Source organism: Delftia sp. HK171 (genome assembly GCF_001886655.1).
GTDB classification, from domain to species: Bacteria; Pseudomonadota; Gammaproteobacteria; order Burkholderiales; family Burkholderiaceae_C; genus Comamonas; species Comamonas acidovorans.
In genome coordinates this window covers 202,048-220,709 of sequence record NZ_CP018101.1, presented here as the reverse complement: position 1 = coordinate 220,709, position 18,662 = coordinate 202,048, and the positions used below count along the sequence as shown (strand labels likewise).

Sequence of the window (18,662 nt, the reverse complement as noted above, 5' to 3'; positions counted from 1 at the left end):
GTTTTATCAACCTTCTTTCGTGCGCAAGGCCTTGGACATCTGGGGCGGGAGCGCAACGCTGGGCCAATTGCAGTTTCAGCGGCGAAAGTTTTGGAGCAAACAAATGAGTCTGAGCAACTCCCTCGGGTTGCTGGGTCGCAAGGTGGGCATGATGCGTCTGTTCACCGATGACGGGGACGCAGTGCCCGTCACGGTGGTGGATGTGTCCAACAACCGTGTGACTCAGGTCAAAACCCAAGAGAACGATGGCTACGTGGCCCTGCAGGTCACTTTCGGTTCGCGCAAGGCATCTCGCGTGACCAAGCCAGAAGCCGGCCACCTTGCCAAGGCAGGTGTCGAAGCCGGTGAAGTGATGGGTGAATTCCGCGTGACCGAAGAAACCGCTGGCAAGTACGCCGCAGGCTCCGTCCTGCCCGTCGCCGAGCTGTTCTCGGTGGGCCAGAAGGTGGACGTGCAAGGCACTTCCATCGGTAAGGGCTTCGCCGGCACCATCAAGCGTCACAACTTCCGCTCGCAGCGCGCCTCGCACGGCAACAGCCGTTCGCACAATGTTCCCGGTTCCATCTCGATGGCCCAGGATCCAGGTCGCGTGTTCCCGGGCAAGAAGATGACCGGTCACATGGGCGATGAAACCATCACCACCCAAAATCTCGACGTGGTTCGCATTGACGAAGCACGCCAACTGCTCTTGATCAAGGGCGCTGTTCCGGGCTCCAAGGGTGGCTTCGTGACGGTGCGCCCCGCCATCAAGGCCAAAGCTTCCAAGGGAGCGAACTAATGCAGCTCGAACTCCTGAATGAACAAGGCCAGGCCGCATCCAAGTTCGATGCGCCCGAGACTGTTTTCGGTCGTGAATTCAACGAAGACCTCGTCCACCAGATCGTGATCGCCTACCGTGCCAACGCACGTCAGGGCACTCGCGCTCAGAAGGACCGCGAGCAGGTTCGTCACACGACTGCCAAGCCGTTCAAGCAAAAGGGCACCGGCCGTGCTCGTGCCGGTATGTCTTCCTCGCCTCTGTGGCGTGGCGGCGGCCGCATCTTCCCGAATCTGCCTGAAGAAAACTTCACGCAGAAGATCAACAAGAAGATGTACCGCGCCGGTATGGTTGCCATCCTGTCGCAGCTGGCCCGCGAAGGCCGTCTGGCCGTGGTGGACTCGCTCAAGCTCGAAAGCCCCAAGACCAAGGTGCTGGCCGACAAGTTCAAGGCCATGAACCTGGAATCGGTCATGGTGATCGCTGAAGAAGTCGACGAGAACCTGTACCTGGCTTCCCGCAATCTGAAGAACGTGTTCGTGGTCGAGCCGCGCTACGCCGACCCCGTGTCGCTGGTGCACTACAAGAAAGTGCTCGTCACCAAGGGTGCGATCGACAAACTCAAGGAGATGTTCGAATGAGCACGCTCAAGTTTGACGAAGGTCGTCTGATGCAGGTGTTGGTTGCTCCCATCGTGTCCGAAAAGGCCACCATGGTTGCCGAGAAGTCCAACGCCGTGACGTTCAAGGTGCTGCAGAGCGCCACCAAGCATGAAATCAAGGCCGCCGTGGAACTGATGTTCAAGGTGGAAGTTGCTGGTGTCTCCGTGGTGAACATCAAGGGCAAGACCAAGCGCTTTGGCAAGACCACTGGCCGCCGCGACCACGTTCGCAAGGCCTACGTGATGCTCAAGCCCGGTCAAGAGCTGAACCTGTCCGGGGAGGCTGCGTAATCATGGCTGTTATCAAGCTCAAACCGACGACCCCCGGCCAACGCGGCACGGTCAAGGTCACGCGTGACCATCTGCACAAGGGTGCAGGTTTCGCCCCCCTGCTGGAGCCTCAGCACCAGAAGTCGGGCCGTAACAACAACGGTCACATCACCACCCGTCACAAGGGCGGTGGCCACAAGCACCACTATCGCGTGGTGGACTTCAAGCGCACCAAGGACGGCATCCCCGCCAAGGTCGAGCGCATTGAGTACGACCCCAACCGTACGGCCCACATCGCTCTGGTGTGCTATGCCGACGGCGAGCGTCGCTACATCATTGCTCCGCGCAACCTGGAAGTCGGCGCAACGATCGTCAGCGGTTCGGAAGCCCCGATCCGCGTGGGCAACACCCTGCCGATCCGCAACATCCCCGTGGGTTCGACCATCCACTGCATCGAACTGAAGATCGGCGCTGGCGCGCAGATCGCCCGTTCGGCAGGTACGTCGGCTACGCTGCTGGCCCGTGAAGGCATCTACGCCCAAGTGCGTATGCGTTCCGGCGAAGTGCGCAAGGTGCACATCGAATGCCGCGCAACCATCGGTGAAGTCGCCAACGAAGAACACAGCCTGCGCCGTCTGGGCAAGGCCGGTGTGAAGCGTTGGATGGGTATTCGCCCGACCGTTCGCGGCGTGGTGATGAACCCTGTCGATCACCCGCACGGTGGCGGTGAAGGCAAGACCGGTGAAGGTCGTCACGCTGTTGACCCATGGGGCAACCTGACGAAGGGCTACCGTACCCGTAACAACAAGCGCACGCAGTCGATGATTGTGTCGCGTCGCAAGAAGTAAAGGGTAGCAAATGACTCGTTCTCTTAAAAAGGGTCCGTTTGTTGACCATCACTTGCTGGCAAAGGCCGAAAAGGCCGTCGCCACCAAGGACAAGAAGCCCGTCAAGACCTGGTCGCGTCGCTCCATGGTTCTGCCCGAGTTCATCGGTCTGACCATCGCCGTGCACAACGGCAAGCAGCACGTGCCCGTGTATGTGACTGACCAGATGGTCGGCCACAAGCTCGGCGAATTCGCGCTGACCCGTACCTTCAAGGGTCACCCGGCGGACAAAAAAGCCAAGAAGTAAGGAATAGAACATGTCTGAAACACGTGCTGTTCTCCGTGGCGTCCGCCTGTCTGTGGACAAGGGTCGCCTGGTCGCGGACCTGATCCGCGGCAAGAAAGTGGACCAAGCCCTGAACATCCTGACGTTCACGCAGAAAAAAGCTGCCGTGATCATCAAGAAGGTGCTCGAGTCCGCCATCGCCAACGCCGAGCACAACGACGGCGCCGACATCGACGAACTGAAGGTCAAGACCATCTTCGTCGAACAAGGCACCACGCTCAAGCGCTTCACCGCGCGTGCAAAGGGCCGCGGCAATCGCATCAGCAAGCCCACGTGCCACGTGTACGTGACGGTTGGCAACTGAAAGGCCTGGGAAGAATATGGGACAGAAAATCCATCCTACCGGCTTCCGCCTGGCTGTTAGCCGCAACTGGGCCAGCCGTTGGTACGCAAGCAACCGTGACTTCGCCGGCATGCTGGCCGAAGACATCAAGGTGCGCGAGTTCCTGAAGGCCAAGCTGAAGAATGCCGCCGTGTCGCGCATCCTGATCGAGCGTCCTGCAAAGAACGCCCGCATCACGATCTTCTCGGCACGTCCTGGTGTCGTGATCGGCAAGAAGGGCGAGGACATCGAGAACCTGAAGAAGGAACTCGCAACCCGTCTGGGCGTGCCCGTGGCTGTGAACATCGAAGAAGTGCGCAAGCCTGAAATCGATGCCAAGCTGATCGCCGATTCGATCTGCCAGCAGCTCGAAAAGCGCATCATGTTCCGCCGCGCCATGAAGCGTGCAATGCAAAACGCCATGCGTCTGGGTGCCCAAGGCATCAAGATCATGTCTTCGGGCCGTCTGAACGGTATCGAAATTGCACGTTGCGAGTGGTATCGCGAAGGCCGTGTGCCACTTCACACACTGCGCGCCGACATCGACTATGGCTTCTCCGAAGCCAAGACGACCTACGGTGTGATCGGTGTGAAGGTCTGGGTCTACAAGGGTGACACGCTGGGTCGTAACGACCTGCCGGCAGCCGAGACCCCCCGCCCCGAAGAAGAACGTCGTCCTCGCGGCCCCCGCCGTGATGGTCGCGGCGATGGTCGTCGTGACGGTGCTGGCCGTGGTGCCCGCCGCCCCGCAGGCGCTAACGCAGCACCTGCTGACGGCAGCGATAAGCCCGCCGGCGCTGGCGCTGATTCCGTTAAGCGCGTTCGCAAGACTGACGCGCCCGCTACAGCAGCGGACGGTAAAGGAGAATAAAGATGCTGCAACCTGCTCGCCGCAAATACCGCAAGGAGCAAAAGGGTCGCAACACCGGTATCGCAACGCGTGGTAACTCCGTTGCTTTCGGTGACTTCGGCCTGAAGTCCACTGACCGTGGTCGCTTGACGGCGCGTCAGATCGAAGCGGCTCGCCGCGCGATCTCGCGTCACGTCAAGCGTGGCGGTCGTATCTGGATCCGCGTGTTCCCGGACAAGCCAATCTCTACCAAGCCCGCAGAAGTGCGTATGGGTAACGGTAAGGGCAACCCCGAGTACTACGTGGCCGAAATCCAGCCCGGCAAGGTGCTCTACGAAATCGTGGGCGTCCCTGAAGAGCTGGCTCGTGAAGCGTTCCGCCTGGCCGCTGCAAAGCTGCCGCTGCGTACGACCTTCGTGTCCCGTCAAATTGGTGCCTAAGGAGAACAACATGACGAAAGCTGCTGAACTCCGCCAAAAAGACGTTGCCGGCCTGGAAGCCGAAGTGAAGTCCCTGCAAAAGGCTCACTTTGGCCTGCGTATGCAAAAGGCTACGCAACAGCTGGGTAACACGAACACGCTGCGTACCACGCGCCGTGACATCGCCCGCGCCAAGACCATCCTTGCTGAAAAGCAAGCTGCCAAGTAATCAGGAAGCCGACATGACGGAAGCTAAAAAATCCCTCAAGCGCACCTTGATTGGCAAGGTGGTCAGCGACAAGCGTGCCAAGACCGTGACGGTCATGGTTGAACGCCGCGTCAAGCACCCGATCTATGACAAGATCATGATCAAGTCCAGCAAGTACCACGCTCACGACGAGCAAGGTGAATACAAGCTGGGCGACGTGGTTGAAATCACGGAAAGCCGCCCGCTGTCCAAGACCAAGAACTGGGTTGCTACCCGCTTGGTGCAAAAGGCTGCTCTGGTGTAAGCCTACACAGGCCCACCGGCTGCAAGGCCACAGGAAACGACCCACAATGTGGGTCGTTTTTTCGTTTGGGGACCGCCATTTCGGCAGCCCCCGGTTTTGCACTACAAAGGAGATAGAGATGATCAAAGTCGGAGATGCCCTGCCCGCTGCCACCCTGATGGAATACGTGGAAGTCGAAGGCAATGGCTGCAGCATCGGCCCCAACCCCGTGAAGCTGCCCGAAGCCGCTGCCGGCAAGACCATCGCGGTCTTCGCCGTGCCCGGCGCATTCACTCCCACCTGCTCGGCCAAGCATGTGCCCGGCTTCGTGGAGCAGGCCGAAGCCTTCAAGGCTGCCGGCGTGGACGAGATCTGGTGCCTGTCGGTCAACGACGCCTTCGTGATGGGCGCGTGGGCCCGTGACCAGAAGACCGACGGCAAGGTGCGCATGCTGGCCGACGGCGATGCCGCCTTCGCCAAGGCCACCGGCCTGACGCTGGACCTGAACGGCAAGGGCCTGGGCCTGCGCAGCAACCGCTACTCCATGCTGGTCAAGGACGGCAAGGTCGCCACGCTGAACGTGGAAGGCCCTGGCAAGTTCGAAGTCAGCGACGCTGCCACCCTGCTGGGCCAGGCCAAGGCCTGATCCTGATCGTGCTGCAGGCCTGCCGGGCCTGGGCACCGCGCTTTTGCGAAAAAAGGCATTGCACCCAGGTGCAATGCCTTTTTGTGTTTCAGGGGGCTGCCTCAGCCGGGCCTAGAAGATATCGGCCTTGAGGTAATGCGCCCCTGCGATGGGGTTGTGATAGTAGGGCGGGATTTCCTCGAAGCCCAGATCTGTGTAGAGGGCGCGTGCCGACTCCATGTCGTCCAGCGTGTCCAGCAGCACATGGTCATAGCCGGCCTGGCGCGCCACATCGAGCATGGCTTCGGCGAGCTGGCGGCCCAGGCCGAAACCGCGAAAGGCCTTGCGCACGAACAGGCGCTTCATCTCGGCGGCGTTGGCGTAATCGCAGTTGTCCAGCGGGCGCAAGGCGCAGCAGCCGGCCACGGCGCCATCGACCTTGGCCAGCAGGATGTGGCCGCGCGGCGATGCGTAGTCGCCAGGCAGATCGGCGATCTCGGCCTCGAAATCTTGAAATTGCAGATCGACATCCAGGCTTGCGGCGTACTCCTGGAAGATCTGGCGGACTTCGTCCATGTCTTCCAGGGGATTCGGCGCCAGCAAGGCGACAGCAGGCTTGTCCACGGGCACTTGGCTAAAACGACGGAAAACGCAGTGTAGCGGCAAGCTGGCAACGTCTGGCCACGCCGTCAGAAAGCACCCCCCAGCTGCTGCACCCACCATGCGGCGGCGCCCGCCACCAACGCCAGGACCAATGCCAACAGGCGGCTGGCTGCCGTGTCGCGTGAAGAGGGCAGGCGTTCGGGCAAGTGCTTGTCTCCCGTCACCATGGCGCGCACCAGACCCCGTCCGCGCCAGGCATAGAACAGGATGGCCAACAGGTGCAGGGCCACCAGCGCGTACAGCAGATACTGCCCCCAGTGCGCGTGGTAGGCGGTGGCCTGTGCCACGGTGTCGCCCGATACAAAGCGGCCCAGCGGCCCGGAGAAAGCAATCTCGTCGTCGCTGAGCAACCCGCTGCCCACCTGGGCGATCAGCACGGCCAGCATGGCAAACACGGACAGGGCGCCCAGCGGGCTGTGGCCTGCGCTGTCGCTTTCCGTTCCTTGTCCCCGCACATGGCGCAGCACGGTGGCGGGCGCGTGGATGAAGCTGGCAAAGCGCGACCAGCGGCCGCCCACCAGGCCCCAAAGCAGGCGGAACAGCAGCAGGGCCAGCATGGCATGGCCCAGCAGCAGATGCCAGTTCATGGCATTGCCGCCCAGCTTGGCCGTCACGACCAGGCCGACCACCGTTGCGGCCAGCAGCCAGTGAAACAGCCGGGTGGGCAGGTCCCAGATGCGGACCTTGTGCTTGGCGGCGCCTTGTGCGGTCGATTCTTGTGCCATGGCATGAAAGCTGGGATGGGGATAGGGCATTGTGCCGCCCCGCATTCCTGCGAGGACCAGGAATGCACCCTGGCCGTGGTCAATCAAAGCGGCGCCGGCAAGACGCCGCTGCCATACTGGCCCGGCAGATTTCCCCACACTCCCAAAGGAAAACCACGATGAAGAAAGTTTCTGCATGGGCGCTGGCCGCCCTGGTGGCCGCCACGGCGCTGCCCGCGTCCGCACAGTTCGCCAAGTCCGAAGACGCCATCAAGTACCGCCAGGGCGCGCTCGCCGTGCTGGGTCAGCACTTCGGGCGCCTGGGCGCCATGGCGAACGGAAAGATCCCCTTCGATGCCAAGGCGGCCCAGGAAAACGCCGAGGTGGTGGCCTTCATGGCCAAGCTGCCTTGGGCCGCGTTCGGCGCGGGCACGGAAGGTGGAAAGGCCAAGCCTGAAATCTGGAAGGAGCAGGCCAAGTTCCAGGACCTGTCGGAGAAGATGCAGGCCGAGACGGTCAAGCTCGCGGCTGCGGCCAAGTCCGGCAACCTGGACCAGCTCAAGGCCGCCTTCGGCCCGGCTGCCGCCAGCTGCAAGGCGTGCCACGACAGCTTCCGCAGCCGTTGAGCGGCGGGCGGAGGATGCCCCAATGAAAAACCGGCCTGGTGCCGGTTTTTTTGTGCCCTGGTCTGCGCTGTATCAGGCCTCGGCCAGCAGCTTCTCGATCAGCCGATGCAACTCCGCGAAGTCAGGTGCGCCCACATAGCGCTTCACGATGTCGCCACGCTTGTTGACGATGTAGGTGGTGGGAGTCAGTTGCACATCGCCCCAGGCCCGGGCCACGGCGCCGGTGTTGTCCAGCGCGACCTTGAAAGGCAGCTTGCGCGAATCGGCGAAGTTCACCACATAGCTGGGCGGGTCGTAGCTCATGGCCACGGCCAGGGTCTCGAACCCCTGGCTCTGGAATTTCTGGTGGGTGGCAACGATTTCGGGCATTTCGGCCACGCAGGTGGTGCAGCTGGTGGCCCAGAAGTTCACCAAGGTCACCTTGCCCCTGAGGTCGGCCGTGGTCTGCTTGCTGCCGTCCAGCAGCACGAACGTGGACTGCGGCGCGGCCGTCTGGCCGGCACCCGAATACACCCATGCGCCCATGCCGGCGGCTGCGGCGATCACCACGCCTGCGATCCAATGTTTGCTTGCCATAGCGACGATTGTGCCCAAAGTTGCGCCCGAAGGCCTGCACGCATGCCGTGCACCGCCTTTCGATGCGCGGCAAGGGCAAAAGTTCGGGGCTCGGACAGGTCGGGCCATGCCGATAATGCCGGCATGACATTGATGGAAAGCTTTTCGAAAGCAAAGGGCCGCGCTCTGGCCCTGCGGCTCGGCGCCGCGCTGCTGGTGTTGGCGCCCCTGGCCGCCTGCAGTCCCAGGCTGGATTGGCGGCAGGTCGCGGTCGAAGGCACGCCGCTGCGCGTGCTCTTGCCCTGCGATCCGCAATCCGCAACACGGCCGGTGGAGCTGGGCCAGGGCATGGGCACAGTCCAGATGTCCATGATGGGATGCGACGCCGATGCGTCGACCTACGCGGTGTCCCACTTCCTGGTCAGCGAGCCGTCCAGAGCCGCCGAGATGCTGTCGTACTGGCAGGCAGCCGTGCTCGGCCAGATGAACCCGGGTGCTCCGGGGCAGGCACCGGCGGGCGCCAAGCAACTGCGCTCCAAGGAAGATGGCCCTTTCCTGCCTGCAGGCGCACTGAATCTGCCGCAGTCGCTGCGCACCACGTTTGAAGGCGTGGGGCCCCAGGGCTGGAAGCTCACCGCCCATGGCGTGTGGTTTGCACGAATGGAGCCGGCAGGCGCGCGCCTCTACCATGCCGTGATCTACAGCGACAAGCCGCGCACAGACGAGGCCAACAACTTCTTCGCCAGCCTGCAACTGCAATAGCAACGGCAACAGGTTTCGGAGCCACGGATGCGGGAGGCAGCTGTGGCATGGAACGCAGTGCAGGCGCGCCGGTTGCCCTGCATGCGCCTGCGCACGCCATAATCGACTCCGAACCCTGTGACTTCATGACCACGCGCATCCTTTTGTTCACCCACGCACCTTTGGCCCATGCACTGCGCGAATGCGCCTTGCACGTGTTCGCCGACAGTGCCGAGGACGTCCTTGCCCTGGATGTGCCCGCTCAGGAGCCGCCCGAGGCCACCCTGATGCGTGCCGAGCAGTTGCTTGAGGACCATGGCGGCCTGGTGGCGCTGCCCACGCTGGTGCTGACCGACCTCTTTGGCGCGACGCCCTGCAACGTGGCGCAGCGCCTGGTGGCGCAACTGCCTGCCGGGCGACTGGTGGCCGGAGTGAACTTGCCCATGCTGCTGCGCTCCATAGGCTATCGCCACGAGGCGCTGGAAGCCGTGGCCGAGCGTGCCTTGGCGGGAGGCAGCCATGGGGTGATGCAGGTGGGCGTGAACACGCCTCAGAACCAGAGTCCGCGACCATCCAATGATCAAGACCCCTATAACCATCAGCAATAAACTGGGCCTGCATGCCCGCGCCTCCGCCAAGCTCACCAAGCTTGCAGGCAGCTTTCCCTGCGAAGTCTGGATGAGCAAGGGCGAGCGGCGCATCAACGCCAAGAGCATCATGGGCGTGATGATGCTGGCTGCCGGCATGGGCTCCGAGGTGCTGCTGGAAACCGAAGGACCGCAGGAGCAGGAAGCCATGGATGCGCTGACGGCCCTGATCAACGACAAATTTGGCGAAGGCCAGTGATGGGCCTCCGCTGCGCTGGCAGACGGTGAGCGCAAAAGAGCAACACGCGCCGGGCCCGGACGCTGCCGCATTGCGACGGCCCGGGGCCTGCGCAGCAGCAGGCAAAGGACAGGCGCAATGACGTTTGCAATCCACGGACTGGCCGTTTCACGGGGCATTGCGATAGGACGCGCGGTGGTGGTGGCCTCCAGCCGCATGGAGGTGGTGCACTACTTCATCCGGCCCGACCAGGTGGACGCGGAAATCGACCGCGCCCGCAGCGCACGCAACGCCGTCATCGACGAGCTGCGCCGTCTGCAGGATGAAATGCCCCAGGACGCGCCGGGCGAGCTCGACGCCCTGCTCGACGTCCACCTGCTGCTGTTGCAGGACGAGGCCCTGGCAGCCGCCATCAAGCACTGGATTTCCGATCGTCTCTACAACGCCGAATGGGCATTGACCACGCAGCTCGAGGTCGTCTCGCGCCAGTTCGACGAGATGGAGGACGAGTATCTGCGCGAGCGCAAGGCCGACCTGGAGCAGGTGGTCGAGCGCATCCTGCGCTACATGAAGGGCATGGCCAGCCCCGTGCCCGCGCCTGCCGCGCTGCCGCGAGCCGATGCAACGGGGGAGGGTGCGCCGCAGCAGCCGCTGCTGCTCGACGAAGTCACCGATGTGCCCCTGGTCCTGGTGGCGCAGGACCTGTCGCCGGTGGACATGCTGCAGTTCAAGAGCCGGCTGTTTGCCGGCTTCATCACGGCCGTGGGCGGGCGGACCTCGCACACGGCCATCGTGGCGCGCAGCATGGACATCCCGGCCGTGGTCGGCGCGCGCGCGGCCAGCCAGCTGATCCGCCAGGACGACTGGATCATCATCGATGGCAACGCAGGCGTCGTCATCGTCGATCCTTCTCCCATCATCCTGGCCGAGTATGGCTTTCGCCAGCGCCAGAACGAGCTGGAGCGCGAGCGCCTCTCACGCCTGCGCCACACGCCCGCGCTGACGCTGGACGGAGAGCGCATCGAGTTGCTGGCCAATATCGAGCAACCCGGCGACGGGCCTGCGGCCGTGCATGCAGGCGCCGTGGGCGTGGGGCTGTTCCGCACGGAATTCCTGTTCATGGGGCGTGGCGGCAACCTGCCCGGTGAGGAAGAGCAGTACCGCGCCTACCGCGAGGCCGTGGACGGCATGCAGGGCATGCCCGTGACCATTCGCACGCTGGACGTGGGCGCCGACAAGCCGCTGGACAAGGCACAGCCCAAGGACTACTACCTGAACCCCGCGCTGGGTCTGCGCGCCATCCGCTGGAGCCTGGCTGACCCGGCCATGTTCCGCACCCAGTTGCGCGCCATCCTGCGTGCGGCGGCGCATGGGCAGATCCATCTGCTGTTCCCCATGCTGGCCCACCAAAGCGAGATCGAGCAGACCCTGGCCCAGGTGCGGCTGGCGCAAAGCGAACTCGACGCGCGAGGCGTGGCCCATGGCCCGGTCAAGCTGGGCGCCATGATCGAGGTGCCTGCGGCCGCGCTGATCGTGCGCACCTTTTTGCGTTACTTCGACTTCCTGTCGATCGGCACCAACGACCTCATCCAGTACACGCTGGCCATCGACCGCGCCGACGAGACCGTGGCCCATCTCTATGACCCCTTGCATCCCGCCGTGCTCAAGCTGGTGGCGGATGTGATCGCCGAAGGAAGGGCGCAGGGCAAGAGCGTCTGTGTCTGCGGGGAGACTGCCGGGGATGTGGGCATGACGCGCCTGTTGCTCGGCCTGGGTCTGCGCAGCTTTTCCATGCATCCGGCGCAAATCCTGGTCGTCAAGCAGGAAATCTTGCGTGCCGACACACGCAAGCTGACTGCCTGGGCGCAGGAAGTCCTGCGCTCGGACAATCCCGCAGCGCTGGTGGGACCATGAATTCATGCAGGCGGGGATGCGCAGAAAAAGATTTGCAACTTTAGTTGCGATTGATTCTCATTCGATGCTATGATCAGCCCCAATGCAGCAAGAAACTCTCTGGTGGGGAATTTGAGCTGCAAGCCTTTTTCAGTTTCATCGTGGGGCGACTCGCCAGGCCTGTTCAGCCTGCAGCAAGTCGGTTTGCCAGCCAGCGGTCTGCCGGTTAGCCAGGCTTTTTTTCTACGATGTCAGAAGAGGCAACATCGCCTCCAATTCAAGCAGAGCATGCGTCAGCGGCTCTGCTTTTTTGTTGCCTGCGCGTCTTGATGTGCCGTCATGCGGCCATGAAAAAGCCCTCGGCAGCAGGGCTGGCGAGGGCTGGCGAGGGCTGGGCATTGAGGGCCGCCTGGGTGCGGCGAACTCAAACGCCTGCGGCGTGTGCCTGCTGATCCGCGTGGTAGCTGGAGCGCACCATGGCGCCCACGGCGGCGTGCGTGAAGCCCATCTTGTAGGCTTCTTGCTCGAACATCTTGAAGGTGTCGGGGTGCACGTATCGGCGCACCGGCAGATGGCTGTTGCTGGGCGCCAGGTACTGGCCGATGGTCAGCATGTCGATGTCATGGGCGCGCATGTCGCGCATCACCTGCAGGATTTCCTCGTCGGTCTCGCCCAGGCCCACCATGATGCCGCTCTTGGTCGGAACCTTGGGGTGCAAGGCCTTGAACTTCTTGAGCAGGTTCAGCGAGAACTGGTAGTCCGAGCCGGGACGCGCTTCCTTGTACAGGCGCGGTGCGGTCTCCAGGTTGTGGTTCATCACATCGGGAGGTGCGGCCTTGAGGATTTCCAGCGCACGGTCGTCGCGGCCACGGAAATCGGGCACCAGGATCTCGATCTGGGTCAGCGGCGAGAGCTCGCGGATGTTCTTGATGCACTCCACGAAATGGCCCGAGCCGCCGTCGCGCAGGTCATCGCGGTCCACGCTGGTGATCACCACGTACTTCAGGCGCAACTCGGCAATCGTCTTGGCAAGATTGAGCGGCTCGTTGGTGTCCAGCGGGTCGGGGCGGCCGTGGCCCACGTCGCAGAACGGGCAGCGGCGCGTGCACTTGTCGCCCATGATCATGAAGGTGGCCGTGCCCTTGCCGAAACATTCGCCGATGTTGGGGCAGGAGGCTTCCTCGCAGACCGTGTGCAGCTTGTTGGCGCGCAGGATGTCCTTGATCTCGTAGAAGCGCGTGGTGGGGCTGCCCGCCTTGACGCGGATCCACTCGGGCTTCTTGAGGGCCTCGCCATGCTCGACCTTGATCGGGATGCGCGAAAGCTTCGCTGCCGCCTTCTGCTTGGCCAGCGGGTTGTACTCGGCTTGGGACTGCGCTTCGCGCACGACGGTGTTGGTGGTCATGGTTCTGGATTCAGGGGGCTAGGCGGCGCTGCAACTGTCGTCCCAGCACGCGCGCGGCTTCGTCCCAGGTTGTCTGAACGCCGATTGTAGAAAGGTCCACCGTTTGCAGTCCTGCATAGCCGCAAGGGTTGATCCGTTCGTAGGGTTCCAGGTCCATGGCGGCATTCAGGGCAACGCCGTGATAGGTGCAATGCCGGCTGACCTTGATGCCCAGGGCTGCAATCTTGCCCAGCCCCGAAAAATCGGGCTGGGGCGCGGGCGAGCCGGGTGCGCGCAGTTGCGGGCGCTGGGCCAGCATGGCGTGGCTGCGAGGATCGTCGAGGCGCACGTAGATGCCGGGGGCGCCTTCCACGCGGTGGCCGGTGATGCCGAAATGCTCCAGCGTGCGGATGACCGCATCTTCGATGCGGAACACGTATTCCTTGACGAAGTAGCCCAGGCGCTGCAGATCCAGCAACGGATAGGCGACCACCTGGCCCGGGCCGTGGTAGGTGACCTGCCCGCCGCGGTTGGTTGCGACCACGGGAATGTTGCCAGGGCTCAGCAAGTGGTCACTTTTCCCGGCAAGGCCTTGCGTGAAATGCGGGGCGTGCTCGCAGATCCAGAGCTCGTCGCGCGTGCCGGCATCGCGGCCGCTCGTGAATGCCTGCATGGCCTGCACCGTGGCTTCGTAGTCGGTGCGGCCCAGCAGGCGCAAGTCCAGCGTCTGCGCAAGCTCGTCGGCTGGGGCGCTCAAAGCACCACTTTCACAAGCGGGTGCGAGGTGAACGCCCGGTACAGGTCGTCGAGCTGCTCGCGGCTGGTCGCCGTCACCGTGACGGTGACACCCAGGTATTTGCCGCTGCTGCTGGGGCGCAACTCGATGGTGCTGGGGTCAAAGGCGGGGTCGAAGCGCTCGGCGATCTGGGTGATTTCATGCACCAGATGCTCGGCCTTGATGCCCATGACTTTGATGGGAAACTGCGACGGGTACTCGATCAACGAGTCCTTGCGCGGGTCCGCGCCCGGCGCGGCTGCTGGTGCGGAGGAGGGGGTGGGGGCGTCGGTCATAGGTGAATCAAGGTTAATCGCTTGGCGTTGGAGGCGATTGTGCGCTATCGTTCGCGGCCATGTCGCAGCCTGGGGCTGCCGCGCCGCCGGTCACGAAAACTCCACACACAACAAACAAGCTGCCTGCGGTGCGAGGCTGGCGTTGTTGGCCTGCTGCCACACAGCCAGGCTGCCGCCGCCGTTTTGGGCATGCCCGTAACAACCCCTATCGTTCGGCAGGGGTTTTTACTTATAATCAGAGGCTTTGTGAAAAAGTCTTGTCTGGTCTGCGGCCTTCGAGAACTCAATGAAAAACTACGCCGCTGACACAGACGCTGACAGAGAACTTGAGGGCGAGGATTCCGACTTCAAGCCCCTGACCTCCGAGGAGGCTCAGGAGTGGCGCACGCGAAACCCGCAGATGTCTGTGTGGCGCTTCGTGGCGGTCCAGGCGGTGGTTGGCGTGCTGGTGGCACTGGTCGCGTGGCTGGTGACGGGGCGCGCCGAGGTGGGATGGTCGGCTGCCTATGGTGCCTTGTCGGTGGTGCTGCCGGCTGCGCTGTTTGCGCGCGCCGTCGTGCGCAAGAGGCCTGGCGGCGCTGCAGCCGCCATGGTGGGAATTTTTGGCTGGGAACTGGTGAAGCTGGTGCTGTGCATTGCCATGCTGGCGGCTGCACCCAAGCTGGTCCCGGGGCTGAGTTGGCTGGCGCTGCTGGCGGGCTTGGTGATCGTCATGAAAACGTATTGGGTCGCGCTGATAGTGCGGGCCAATGTCCGAAAAACCGATTGATATTTGAAGAGAAGTTGACCGATGGCCGCAGACGCGCACGCACCTACTGCAAGTGAATACATCGTTCACCACCTGCAGCACCTCCAGAACATCAAGCAAAAGTCGATCATCGACTTTTCGGTCATCAACCTGGACTCGATCGTCGTCAGCGCCACGCTGGGCGTGCTGAGCCTGTTCGTGCTGTGGCTTGCCGCGCGCAAGGCCACATCGGGCGTTCCGGGCCGCTTCCAGGCGGCTGTAGAGCTGCTGGTCGAGATGGTGGACAACCAGGCCAAGGCCAATATCCACAACGCGCAAAGCCGCAAGTTCATCGCTCCCCTGGCACTGACCGTGTTCGTCTGGATCTTCATGATGAACGCCATGGACATGCTGCCCGTGGACCTGCTGCCGGTCCTGTGGCAAGGCGTCCAGGGTGACTCGCACGCCTACCTGCGTGTCGTTCCCACGGCTGACCTCTCGACAACGCTGGGCCTGTCCTCGGCCGTGCTGATCCTGTGCTTCTTCTACAGCATCAAGATCAAGGGCATGGGCGGCTGGGCCCACGAACTGGTGACCGCTCCGTTCGGCACCAGCAAGAATCCCGTGTTTGCACTGATCCTGGGTGTTATCAACCTGGCCATGCAGATCATTGAATATGTCGCCAAGACGGTTTCGCATGGCATGCGACTGTTCGGCAACATGTACGCTGGTGAGTTGGTGTTCTGTCTGATCGCTCTGATGGGCGGTGCGGCTGCCATGTCGCTTTCCGGTGTGTTGCTCCCCTTGGGGCACATCATTGCAGGCTCTATCTGGGCGATCTTCCACATTCTGATCATCACCCTGCAGGCCTTCATTTTCATGATGCTGACGCTGATCTATCTCGGCCAGGCACATGAAGCCCACTGACCATTTCCTTTCCCTCTCAACCTTTCTCTTTCTTTAATCTCAGGAGTCATCATGGAAAACATTCTCGGTCTCGTCGCTCTGGCTTGTGGTCTGATCGTTGGTCTGGGCGCTATCGGCGCTTCGATCGGTATCGCCCTGATGGGTGGCAAGTTCCTGGAATCGTCGGCACGTCAGCCTGAGCTGATCAACGAACTGCAAACCAAGATGTTCATCTTGGCCGGTCTGATCGACGCTGCCTTCCTGATCGGTGTTGCTATCGCTCTGCTGTTCGCTTTCGCCAACCCCTTCGTCCTGGCCTAAGCTCCGATCAACGCCCTAGATAGAAAGGTGTTGCCGTGAGTATCAACGCGACCCTGTTCGTCCAGGCCATCGTTTTCCTGATCCTGGTGCTGTTCACGATGAAGTTCGTGTGGCCCCCGATCGCGAAGGCGCTGGATGAACGAGCTCTGAAAATCGCCGATGGCCTCGCTGCTGCCGACAAGGCCAAGACTGACCTGGCCGCCGCCAACAAGCGCGTCGAGCAGGAACTGGCCCAGACGCGCAACGAAACGGCATCGCGGCTTGCGGACGCCGAACGCCGTGCCCAGGCCATCATCGAAGAAGCCAAGGCCCGTGCCTCCGAAGAAGGCAACAAGATTGTTGCTGCTGCCCGCGCCGAGGCCGAGCAGCAGACAGTCCAGGCCCGTGAAGCCCTGCGCGAGCAAGTGGCTGCGCTGGCCGTCAAGGGCGCCGAGCAGATCCTGCGCAAGGAAGTGGATGCCGGCGTCCATGCCGACCTGCTGAACCGCCTGAAGACCGAGCTGTAAGGAAGAGCAAACATGGCAGAACTCGCCACCATTGCCCGTCCTTACGCAGATGCCCTGTTCAAGGCCAGCACCCAGCAGGGTGCTGACCTGTCCGGCACTGTTGCCTGGGCGGAGGAATTGGCGGCGATTGCCGCCAATCCGCAATTGCGCCAGCTGGCCGACGACCCCAAGGTGACCGACGAACAACTGTTCGACGTCATCAGCGGCGTGGCCGGCTCGGCATTGCCTGATGCCGCTCGCAACTTTCTGCGCGTCATCATTGAAAACGGCCGACTGCAAGCCCTGCCAGAAGTGGCGGCCCAGTTTCGCAGCCTCGTGAACCGCGCCGGTGGCTCGTCCGACGCCGTGGTTCAAAGCGCTTTTCCCATAGATGCTGCCGCTCTGGCTGCCCTCGGGACTTCGCTGGAGAAGCGTTTCGGCCGAAAGCTGAACCTGTCGGTGCAGCAAGATCAGTCCCTGATCGGTGGCATCCGCGTCGTGGTGGGTGATGAAGTTCTTGACACGTCCGTCAAGGCCCGCCTGGAACAAATGAAAGCGGCCCTCATTGCGTAACAACGCGACTGAGGTCTCGGCTAACCAAAGCTAAAGAAGGAAAGAGTCATGCAACTCAATCCCGCAGAAATTTCTGAACTGATCAAGAGCCGCATCGAGGGTCTGGCTGGCAGCAGCGACATCCGTAACGAAGGCACCGTGGTTTCGGTGACCGACGGTATCGTGCGCGTGCACGGCCTGTCGGACGTGATGCAAGGCGAAATGCTGGAATTCCCCGCAGGCAAGGATGGCCAGCCCTCCTTCGGCCTGGCGCTGAACCTCGAGCGCGACTCCGTCGGCGCCGTGATTCTGGGCGAGTACGAGCACATCTCCGAAGGCGACACCGTCAAGTGCACGGGCCGTATTCTGGAAGTGCCCGTCGGCCCCGAACTCATCGGCCGCGTGGTCAACGCCCTGGGTCAGCCGATTGACGGCAAGGGCCCGATCAACGCCAAGATGACGGACGTGATCGAGAAGGTCGCTCCCGGCGTGATCGCACGCCAGTCCGTGGACCAGCCCCTGCAGACCGGCATCAAGTCCATCGACTCGATGGTGCCCGTCGGCCGTGGCCAGCGCGAACTGATCATCGGTGACCGCCAGACCGGCAAGACCGCTGTGGCCATCGACGCCATCATCAACCAGAAGGGTCAGGGCGTTACCTGCATCTACGTTGCGATCGGCCAGAAGGCTTCCTCGATCAAGAACGTGGTGCGTGCCCTGGAGCAGGCCGGCGCGATGGAATACACCATCGTCGTGGCTGCCACCGCTTCCGAATCCGCTGCCATGCAGTACGTGTCGGCCTACTCCGGCTGCACGATGGGCGAGTACTTCCGCGACCGCGGCGAAGACGCCCTGATCGTCTATGACGACCTGTCCAAGCAAGCCGTGGCCTACCGCCAGGTTTCGCTGCTGCTGCGCCGTCCCCCGGGCCGCGAAGCCTTCCCCGGCGACGTGTTCTATCTCCACAGCCGCCTGCTCGAACGTGCAGCCCGCGTGAATGCCGACTACGTCGAAGCCTTCACCAAGGGTGAAGTCAAGGGCAAGACGGGTTCGCTGACGGCACTGCCCATCATCGAAACCCAGGCCGGTGACGTGTCGGCCTTCGTGCCCACGAACGTGATCTCGATCACGGACGGCCAGATCTTCCTGGAAACCAGCCTGTTCAACGCCGGTATCCGCCCCGCCATCAACGCCGGTATCTCGGTGTCGCGCGTCGGTGGTGCTGCACAGACCAAGCTGGTCAAGGGCCAGTCCGGCGGTATCCGTACCGACCTGGCGCAATACCGTGAGCTGGCTGCCTTCGCGCAGTTCGCCTCCGACCTGGACGAAGCCACCCGCAAGCAGCTGGACCGCGGTGCCCGCGTGACCGAACTGCTCAAGCAGGCCCAGTACAGCCCCCTGTCCACCGCCTTGATGGGCGCTTCGCTGTTCGCAGTGAACAAGGGCTACATGGACGACATCCAGGTCAAGCAAGTGCTGGCTTTCGAGTCTGGTCTGCACCAGTTCCTGAAGACCAGCCACGGCGCCCTGATCGACAAGCTGAACGCTTCCAAGGCCATGGACAAGGATTCCGAAGCCGAATTGAACGCCGCCATCGCTGCGTTCAAGAAGTCGTTCGCTTAAACCGGACGAGGAGCCATC

Annotated in this window: 28 protein-coding genes; 22 read left to right on the top strand and 6 right to left on the bottom strand. The window is 62.7% G+C overall.

The window, feature by feature from the left end; all coding sequences use genetic code 11:
• Positions 1–103: 103 nt before the first annotated feature.
• The 11 genes from rplC (at position 104) to BO996_RS00950 (ending at position 5,589) form a co-directional block, all read left to right on the top strand.
• Positions 104–778, top strand: a complete 675-nt coding sequence (rplC, locus tag BO996_RS01000; RefSeq protein WP_012202329.1) for a 50S ribosomal protein L3 — start codon at positions 104–106, stop codon at positions 776–778.
• Complete coding sequence (rplD, locus tag BO996_RS00995; protein ID WP_012202330.1) at positions 778–1,398, top strand: 50S ribosomal protein L4; 621 nt, start codon at positions 778–780, stop codon at positions 1,396–1,398. The genes rplC and rplD overlap by 1 nt, the downstream gene beginning before the upstream one ends.
• Complete coding sequence (gene rplW / locus BO996_RS00990; RefSeq protein WP_012202331.1) at positions 1,395–1,709, top strand: 50S ribosomal protein L23; 315 nt, start codon at positions 1,395–1,397, stop codon at positions 1,707–1,709. The genes rplD and rplW overlap by 4 nt, the downstream gene beginning before the upstream one ends.
• A gap of 2 nt (positions 1,710–1,711) precedes the next feature.
• The gene (rplB, locus tag BO996_RS00985) at positions 1,712–2,536 is read left to right on the top strand and encodes a 50S ribosomal protein L2 (RefSeq protein ID WP_012202332.1); all 825 of its coding nucleotides are present in this window, start codon (positions 1,712–1,714) and stop codon (positions 2,534–2,536) included.
• 10 nt (positions 2,537–2,546) lie between these two features.
• Complete coding sequence (gene rpsS / locus BO996_RS00980; protein WP_012202333.1) at positions 2,547–2,822, top strand: 30S ribosomal protein S19; 276 nt, start codon at positions 2,547–2,549, stop codon at positions 2,820–2,822.
• A 10-nt stretch (positions 2,823–2,832) separates the two neighbouring features.
• The gene (gene rplV, locus BO996_RS00975) at positions 2,833–3,165 is read left to right on the top strand and encodes a 50S ribosomal protein L22 (protein WP_012202334.1); all 333 of its coding nucleotides are present in this window, start codon (positions 2,833–2,835) and stop codon (positions 3,163–3,165) included.
• A gap of 16 nt (positions 3,166–3,181) precedes the next feature.
• Entirely contained in the window at positions 3,182–4,054 is an 873-nt protein-coding gene (gene rpsC, locus BO996_RS00970; protein ID WP_012202335.1) for a 30S ribosomal protein S3, read from the top strand.
• A 2-nt stretch (positions 4,055–4,056) separates the two neighbouring features.
• Positions 4,057–4,473 (top strand): 50S ribosomal protein L16, encoded by a 417-nt coding sequence (rplP, locus tag BO996_RS00965; RefSeq protein WP_012202336.1) that lies wholly within the window; start codon positions 4,057–4,059, stop codon positions 4,471–4,473.
• A 10-nt stretch (positions 4,474–4,483) separates the two neighbouring features.
• Complete coding sequence (gene rpmC, locus BO996_RS00960; protein ID WP_012202337.1) at positions 4,484–4,681, top strand: 50S ribosomal protein L29; 198 nt, start codon at positions 4,484–4,486, stop codon at positions 4,679–4,681.
• Positions 4,682–4,694: 13 nt separating this feature from the next.
• The gene (gene rpsQ, locus BO996_RS00955) at positions 4,695–4,964 is read left to right on the top strand and encodes a 30S ribosomal protein S17 (protein WP_012202338.1); all 270 of its coding nucleotides are present in this window, start codon (positions 4,695–4,697) and stop codon (positions 4,962–4,964) included.
• 118 nt (positions 4,965–5,082) lie between these two features.
• Complete coding sequence (locus BO996_RS00950; RefSeq protein ID WP_013800250.1) at positions 5,083–5,589, top strand: peroxiredoxin; 507 nt, start codon at positions 5,083–5,085, stop codon at positions 5,587–5,589.
• 111 nt (positions 5,590–5,700) lie between these two features.
• Here BO996_RS00950 and BO996_RS00945 read toward each other — a convergent pair whose 3' ends face one another.
• The gene (locus BO996_RS00945) at positions 5,701–6,192 is read right to left on the bottom strand and encodes a GNAT family N-acetyltransferase (RefSeq protein WP_013800251.1); all 492 of its coding nucleotides are present in this window, start codon (positions 6,190–6,192) and stop codon (positions 5,701–5,703) included.
• Between the two features lie 65 nt (positions 6,193–6,257).
• Positions 6,258–6,956 (bottom strand): cytochrome b/b6 domain-containing protein, encoded by a 699-nt coding sequence (locus tag BO996_RS00940; protein WP_071956996.1) that lies wholly within the window; start codon positions 6,954–6,956, stop codon positions 6,258–6,260.
• 158 nt (positions 6,957–7,114) lie between these two features.
• On the opposite strand from BO996_RS00940, the gene BO996_RS00935 reads away from it, so the two are divergent.
• Positions 7,115–7,561 carry a c-type cytochrome gene (locus tag BO996_RS00935; protein ID WP_065346892.1) on the top strand — a complete coding sequence of 149 codons (447 nt, stop codon included), beginning with the start codon at positions 7,115–7,117 and terminating at the stop codon, positions 7,559–7,561.
• 72 nt (positions 7,562–7,633) lie between these two features.
• Here the strand turns inward: BO996_RS00935 and BO996_RS00930 are convergent, their stop codons facing one another.
• Entirely contained in the window at positions 7,634–8,137 is a 504-nt protein-coding gene (locus tag BO996_RS00930; protein WP_071953784.1) for a TlpA disulfide reductase family protein, read from the bottom strand.
• Between the two features lie 123 nt (positions 8,138–8,260).
• On the opposite strand from BO996_RS00930, the gene BO996_RS00925 reads away from it, so the two are divergent.
• The 4 genes from BO996_RS00925 to ptsP all read left to right on the top strand — a co-directional run bounded on the left by BO996_RS00925 (position 8,261) and on the right by ptsP (position 11,596).
• Positions 8,261–8,878, top strand: coding sequence for a hypothetical protein (locus BO996_RS00925; RefSeq protein WP_012202344.1), 618 nt, complete (start codon positions 8,261–8,263; stop codon positions 8,876–8,878).
• A gap of 125 nt (positions 8,879–9,003) precedes the next feature.
• Complete coding sequence (locus tag BO996_RS00920; protein ID WP_170962107.1) at positions 9,004–9,465, top strand: PTS sugar transporter subunit IIA; 462 nt, start codon at positions 9,004–9,006, stop codon at positions 9,463–9,465.
• The gene (locus tag BO996_RS00915; protein WP_012202346.1) at positions 9,434–9,703 is read left to right on the top strand and encodes an HPr family phosphocarrier protein; all 270 of its coding nucleotides are present in this window, start codon (positions 9,434–9,436) and stop codon (positions 9,701–9,703) included. Before BO996_RS00920 ends, BO996_RS00915 begins: the two co-directional genes overlap by 32 nt.
• A 117-nt stretch (positions 9,704–9,820) precedes the next feature.
• Positions 9,821–11,596, top strand: a complete 1,776-nt coding sequence (gene ptsP / locus BO996_RS00910; RefSeq protein ID WP_071953783.1) for a phosphoenolpyruvate--protein phosphotransferase — start codon at positions 9,821–9,823, stop codon at positions 11,594–11,596.
• A 403-nt stretch (positions 11,597–11,999) separates the two neighbouring features.
• Here ptsP and lipA read toward each other — a convergent pair whose 3' ends face one another.
• From lipA to BO996_RS00895, 3 genes are all read right to left on the bottom strand, one after another.
• Positions 12,000–12,980: a lipoyl synthase gene (lipA, locus tag BO996_RS00905; protein ID WP_071953782.1), complete on the bottom strand. Its 981-nt coding sequence runs from the start codon at positions 12,978–12,980 to the stop codon at positions 12,000–12,002.
• Between the two features lie 10 nt (positions 12,981–12,990).
• Positions 12,991–13,632, bottom strand: coding sequence for a lipoyl(octanoyl) transferase LipB (gene lipB / locus BO996_RS00900; protein WP_232240534.1), 642 nt, complete (start codon positions 13,630–13,632; stop codon positions 12,991–12,993).
• An 80-nt stretch (positions 13,633–13,712) separates the two neighbouring features.
• A complete protein-coding gene (locus BO996_RS00895) occupies positions 13,713–14,030 on the bottom strand; it encodes a YbeD family protein (protein ID WP_034397898.1) in 318 nt (105 codons plus the stop codon).
• 286 nt (positions 14,031–14,316) lie between these two features.
• Between BO996_RS00895 and BO996_RS00890 the strand changes: the two genes are divergently transcribed.
• The 6 genes from BO996_RS00890 to atpA are packed head-to-tail and all read left to right on the top strand — an operon-like array spanning position 14,317 to position 18,644.
• Positions 14,317–14,799, top strand: coding sequence for an ATP synthase subunit I (locus BO996_RS00890; protein WP_071953779.1), 483 nt, complete (start codon positions 14,317–14,319; stop codon positions 14,797–14,799).
• 21 nt (positions 14,800–14,820) lie between these two features.
• A complete protein-coding gene (atpB, locus tag BO996_RS00885; RefSeq protein WP_012202352.1) occupies positions 14,821–15,684 on the top strand; it encodes a F0F1 ATP synthase subunit A in 864 nt (287 codons plus the stop codon).
• A gap of 51 nt (positions 15,685–15,735) precedes the next feature.
• Complete coding sequence (gene atpE, locus BO996_RS00880; RefSeq protein WP_011803767.1) at positions 15,736–15,984, top strand: F0F1 ATP synthase subunit C; 249 nt, start codon at positions 15,736–15,738, stop codon at positions 15,982–15,984.
• A gap of 35 nt (positions 15,985–16,019) precedes the next feature.
• A complete protein-coding gene (locus BO996_RS00875) occupies positions 16,020–16,490 on the top strand; it encodes a F0F1 ATP synthase subunit B (RefSeq protein ID WP_012202353.1) in 471 nt (156 codons plus the stop codon).
• A gap of 12 nt (positions 16,491–16,502) precedes the next feature.
• The gene (locus BO996_RS00870) at positions 16,503–17,042 is read left to right on the top strand and encodes a F0F1 ATP synthase subunit delta (RefSeq protein ID WP_012202354.1); all 540 of its coding nucleotides are present in this window, start codon (positions 16,503–16,505) and stop codon (positions 17,040–17,042) included.
• A gap of 48 nt (positions 17,043–17,090) precedes the next feature.
• On the top strand, positions 17,091–18,644 hold the full coding sequence (gene atpA, locus BO996_RS00865; protein ID WP_012202355.1) for a F0F1 ATP synthase subunit alpha: 1,554 nt from the start codon (positions 17,091–17,093) through the stop codon (positions 18,642–18,644).
• Positions 18,645–18,662 lie beyond the last annotated feature (18 nt).

What these genes read in the sequence shown, in the direction of transcription:
- rplC (WP_012202329.1), top strand. Translation starts at nt 104, where the DNA reads ATGAGTCTGAGCAACTCCCTCGGGTTGCTGGGTCGCAAGGTGGGCATG.
- rplD (WP_012202330.1), top strand. Translation starts at nt 778, where the DNA reads ATGCAGCTCGAACTCCTGAATGAACAAGGCCAGGCCGCATCCAAGTTC.
- rplW (WP_012202331.1), top strand. Translation starts at nt 1,395, where the DNA reads ATGAGCACGCTCAAGTTTGACGAAGGTCGTCTGATGCAGGTGTTGGTT.
- rplB (WP_012202332.1), top strand. Translation starts at nt 1,712, where the DNA reads ATGGCTGTTATCAAGCTCAAACCGACGACCCCCGGCCAACGCGGCACG.
- rpsS (WP_012202333.1), top strand. Translation starts at nt 2,547, where the DNA reads ATGACTCGTTCTCTTAAAAAGGGTCCGTTTGTTGACCATCACTTGCTG.
- rplV (WP_012202334.1), top strand. Translation starts at nt 2,833, where the DNA reads ATGTCTGAAACACGTGCTGTTCTCCGTGGCGTCCGCCTGTCTGTGGAC.
- rpsC (WP_012202335.1), top strand. Translation starts at nt 3,182, where the DNA reads ATGGGACAGAAAATCCATCCTACCGGCTTCCGCCTGGCTGTTAGCCGC.
- rplP (WP_012202336.1), top strand. Translation starts at nt 4,057, where the DNA reads ATGCTGCAACCTGCTCGCCGCAAATACCGCAAGGAGCAAAAGGGTCGC.
- rpmC (WP_012202337.1), top strand. Translation starts at nt 4,484, where the DNA reads ATGACGAAAGCTGCTGAACTCCGCCAAAAAGACGTTGCCGGCCTGGAA.
- rpsQ (WP_012202338.1), top strand. Translation starts at nt 4,695, where the DNA reads ATGACGGAAGCTAAAAAATCCCTCAAGCGCACCTTGATTGGCAAGGTG.
- BO996_RS00950 (WP_013800250.1), top strand. Translation starts at nt 5,083, where the DNA reads ATGATCAAAGTCGGAGATGCCCTGCCCGCTGCCACCCTGATGGAATAC.
- BO996_RS00940 (WP_071956996.1), bottom strand. Translation starts at nt 6,956, where the DNA reads ATGGCACAAGAATCGACCGCACAAGGCGCCGCCAAGCACAAGGTCCGC.
- BO996_RS00935 (WP_065346892.1), top strand. Translation starts at nt 7,115, where the DNA reads ATGAAGAAAGTTTCTGCATGGGCGCTGGCCGCCCTGGTGGCCGCCACG.
- BO996_RS00930 (WP_071953784.1), bottom strand. Translation starts at nt 8,137, where the DNA reads ATGGCAAGCAAACATTGGATCGCAGGCGTGGTGATCGCCGCAGCCGCC.
- BO996_RS00925 (WP_012202344.1), top strand. Translation starts at nt 8,261, where the DNA reads ATGACATTGATGGAAAGCTTTTCGAAAGCAAAGGGCCGCGCTCTGGCC.
- BO996_RS00920 (WP_170962107.1), top strand. Translation starts at nt 9,004, where the DNA reads ATGACCACGCGCATCCTTTTGTTCACCCACGCACCTTTGGCCCATGCA.
- BO996_RS00915 (WP_012202346.1), top strand. Translation starts at nt 9,434, where the DNA reads ATGATCAAGACCCCTATAACCATCAGCAATAAACTGGGCCTGCATGCC.
- ptsP (WP_071953783.1), top strand. Translation starts at nt 9,821, where the DNA reads ATGACGTTTGCAATCCACGGACTGGCCGTTTCACGGGGCATTGCGATA.
- lipA (WP_071953782.1), bottom strand. Translation starts at nt 12,980, where the DNA reads ATGACCACCAACACCGTCGTGCGCGAAGCGCAGTCCCAAGCCGAGTAC.
- lipB (WP_232240534.1), bottom strand. Translation starts at nt 13,632, where the DNA reads ATGCAGGCATTCACGAGCGGCCGCGATGCCGGCACGCGCGACGAGCTC.
- BO996_RS00895 (WP_034397898.1), bottom strand. Translation starts at nt 14,030, where the DNA reads ATGACCGACGCCCCCACCCCCTCCTCCGCACCAGCAGCCGCGCCGGGC.
- BO996_RS00890 (WP_071953779.1), top strand. Translation starts at nt 14,317, where the DNA reads ATGAAAAACTACGCCGCTGACACAGACGCTGACAGAGAACTTGAGGGC.
- atpB (WP_012202352.1), top strand. Translation starts at nt 14,821, where the DNA reads ATGGCCGCAGACGCGCACGCACCTACTGCAAGTGAATACATCGTTCAC.
- atpE (WP_011803767.1), top strand. Translation starts at nt 15,736, where the DNA reads ATGGAAAACATTCTCGGTCTCGTCGCTCTGGCTTGTGGTCTGATCGTT.
- BO996_RS00870 (WP_012202354.1), top strand. Translation starts at nt 16,503, where the DNA reads ATGGCAGAACTCGCCACCATTGCCCGTCCTTACGCAGATGCCCTGTTC.
- atpA (WP_012202355.1), top strand. Translation starts at nt 17,091, where the DNA reads ATGCAACTCAATCCCGCAGAAATTTCTGAACTGATCAAGAGCCGCATC.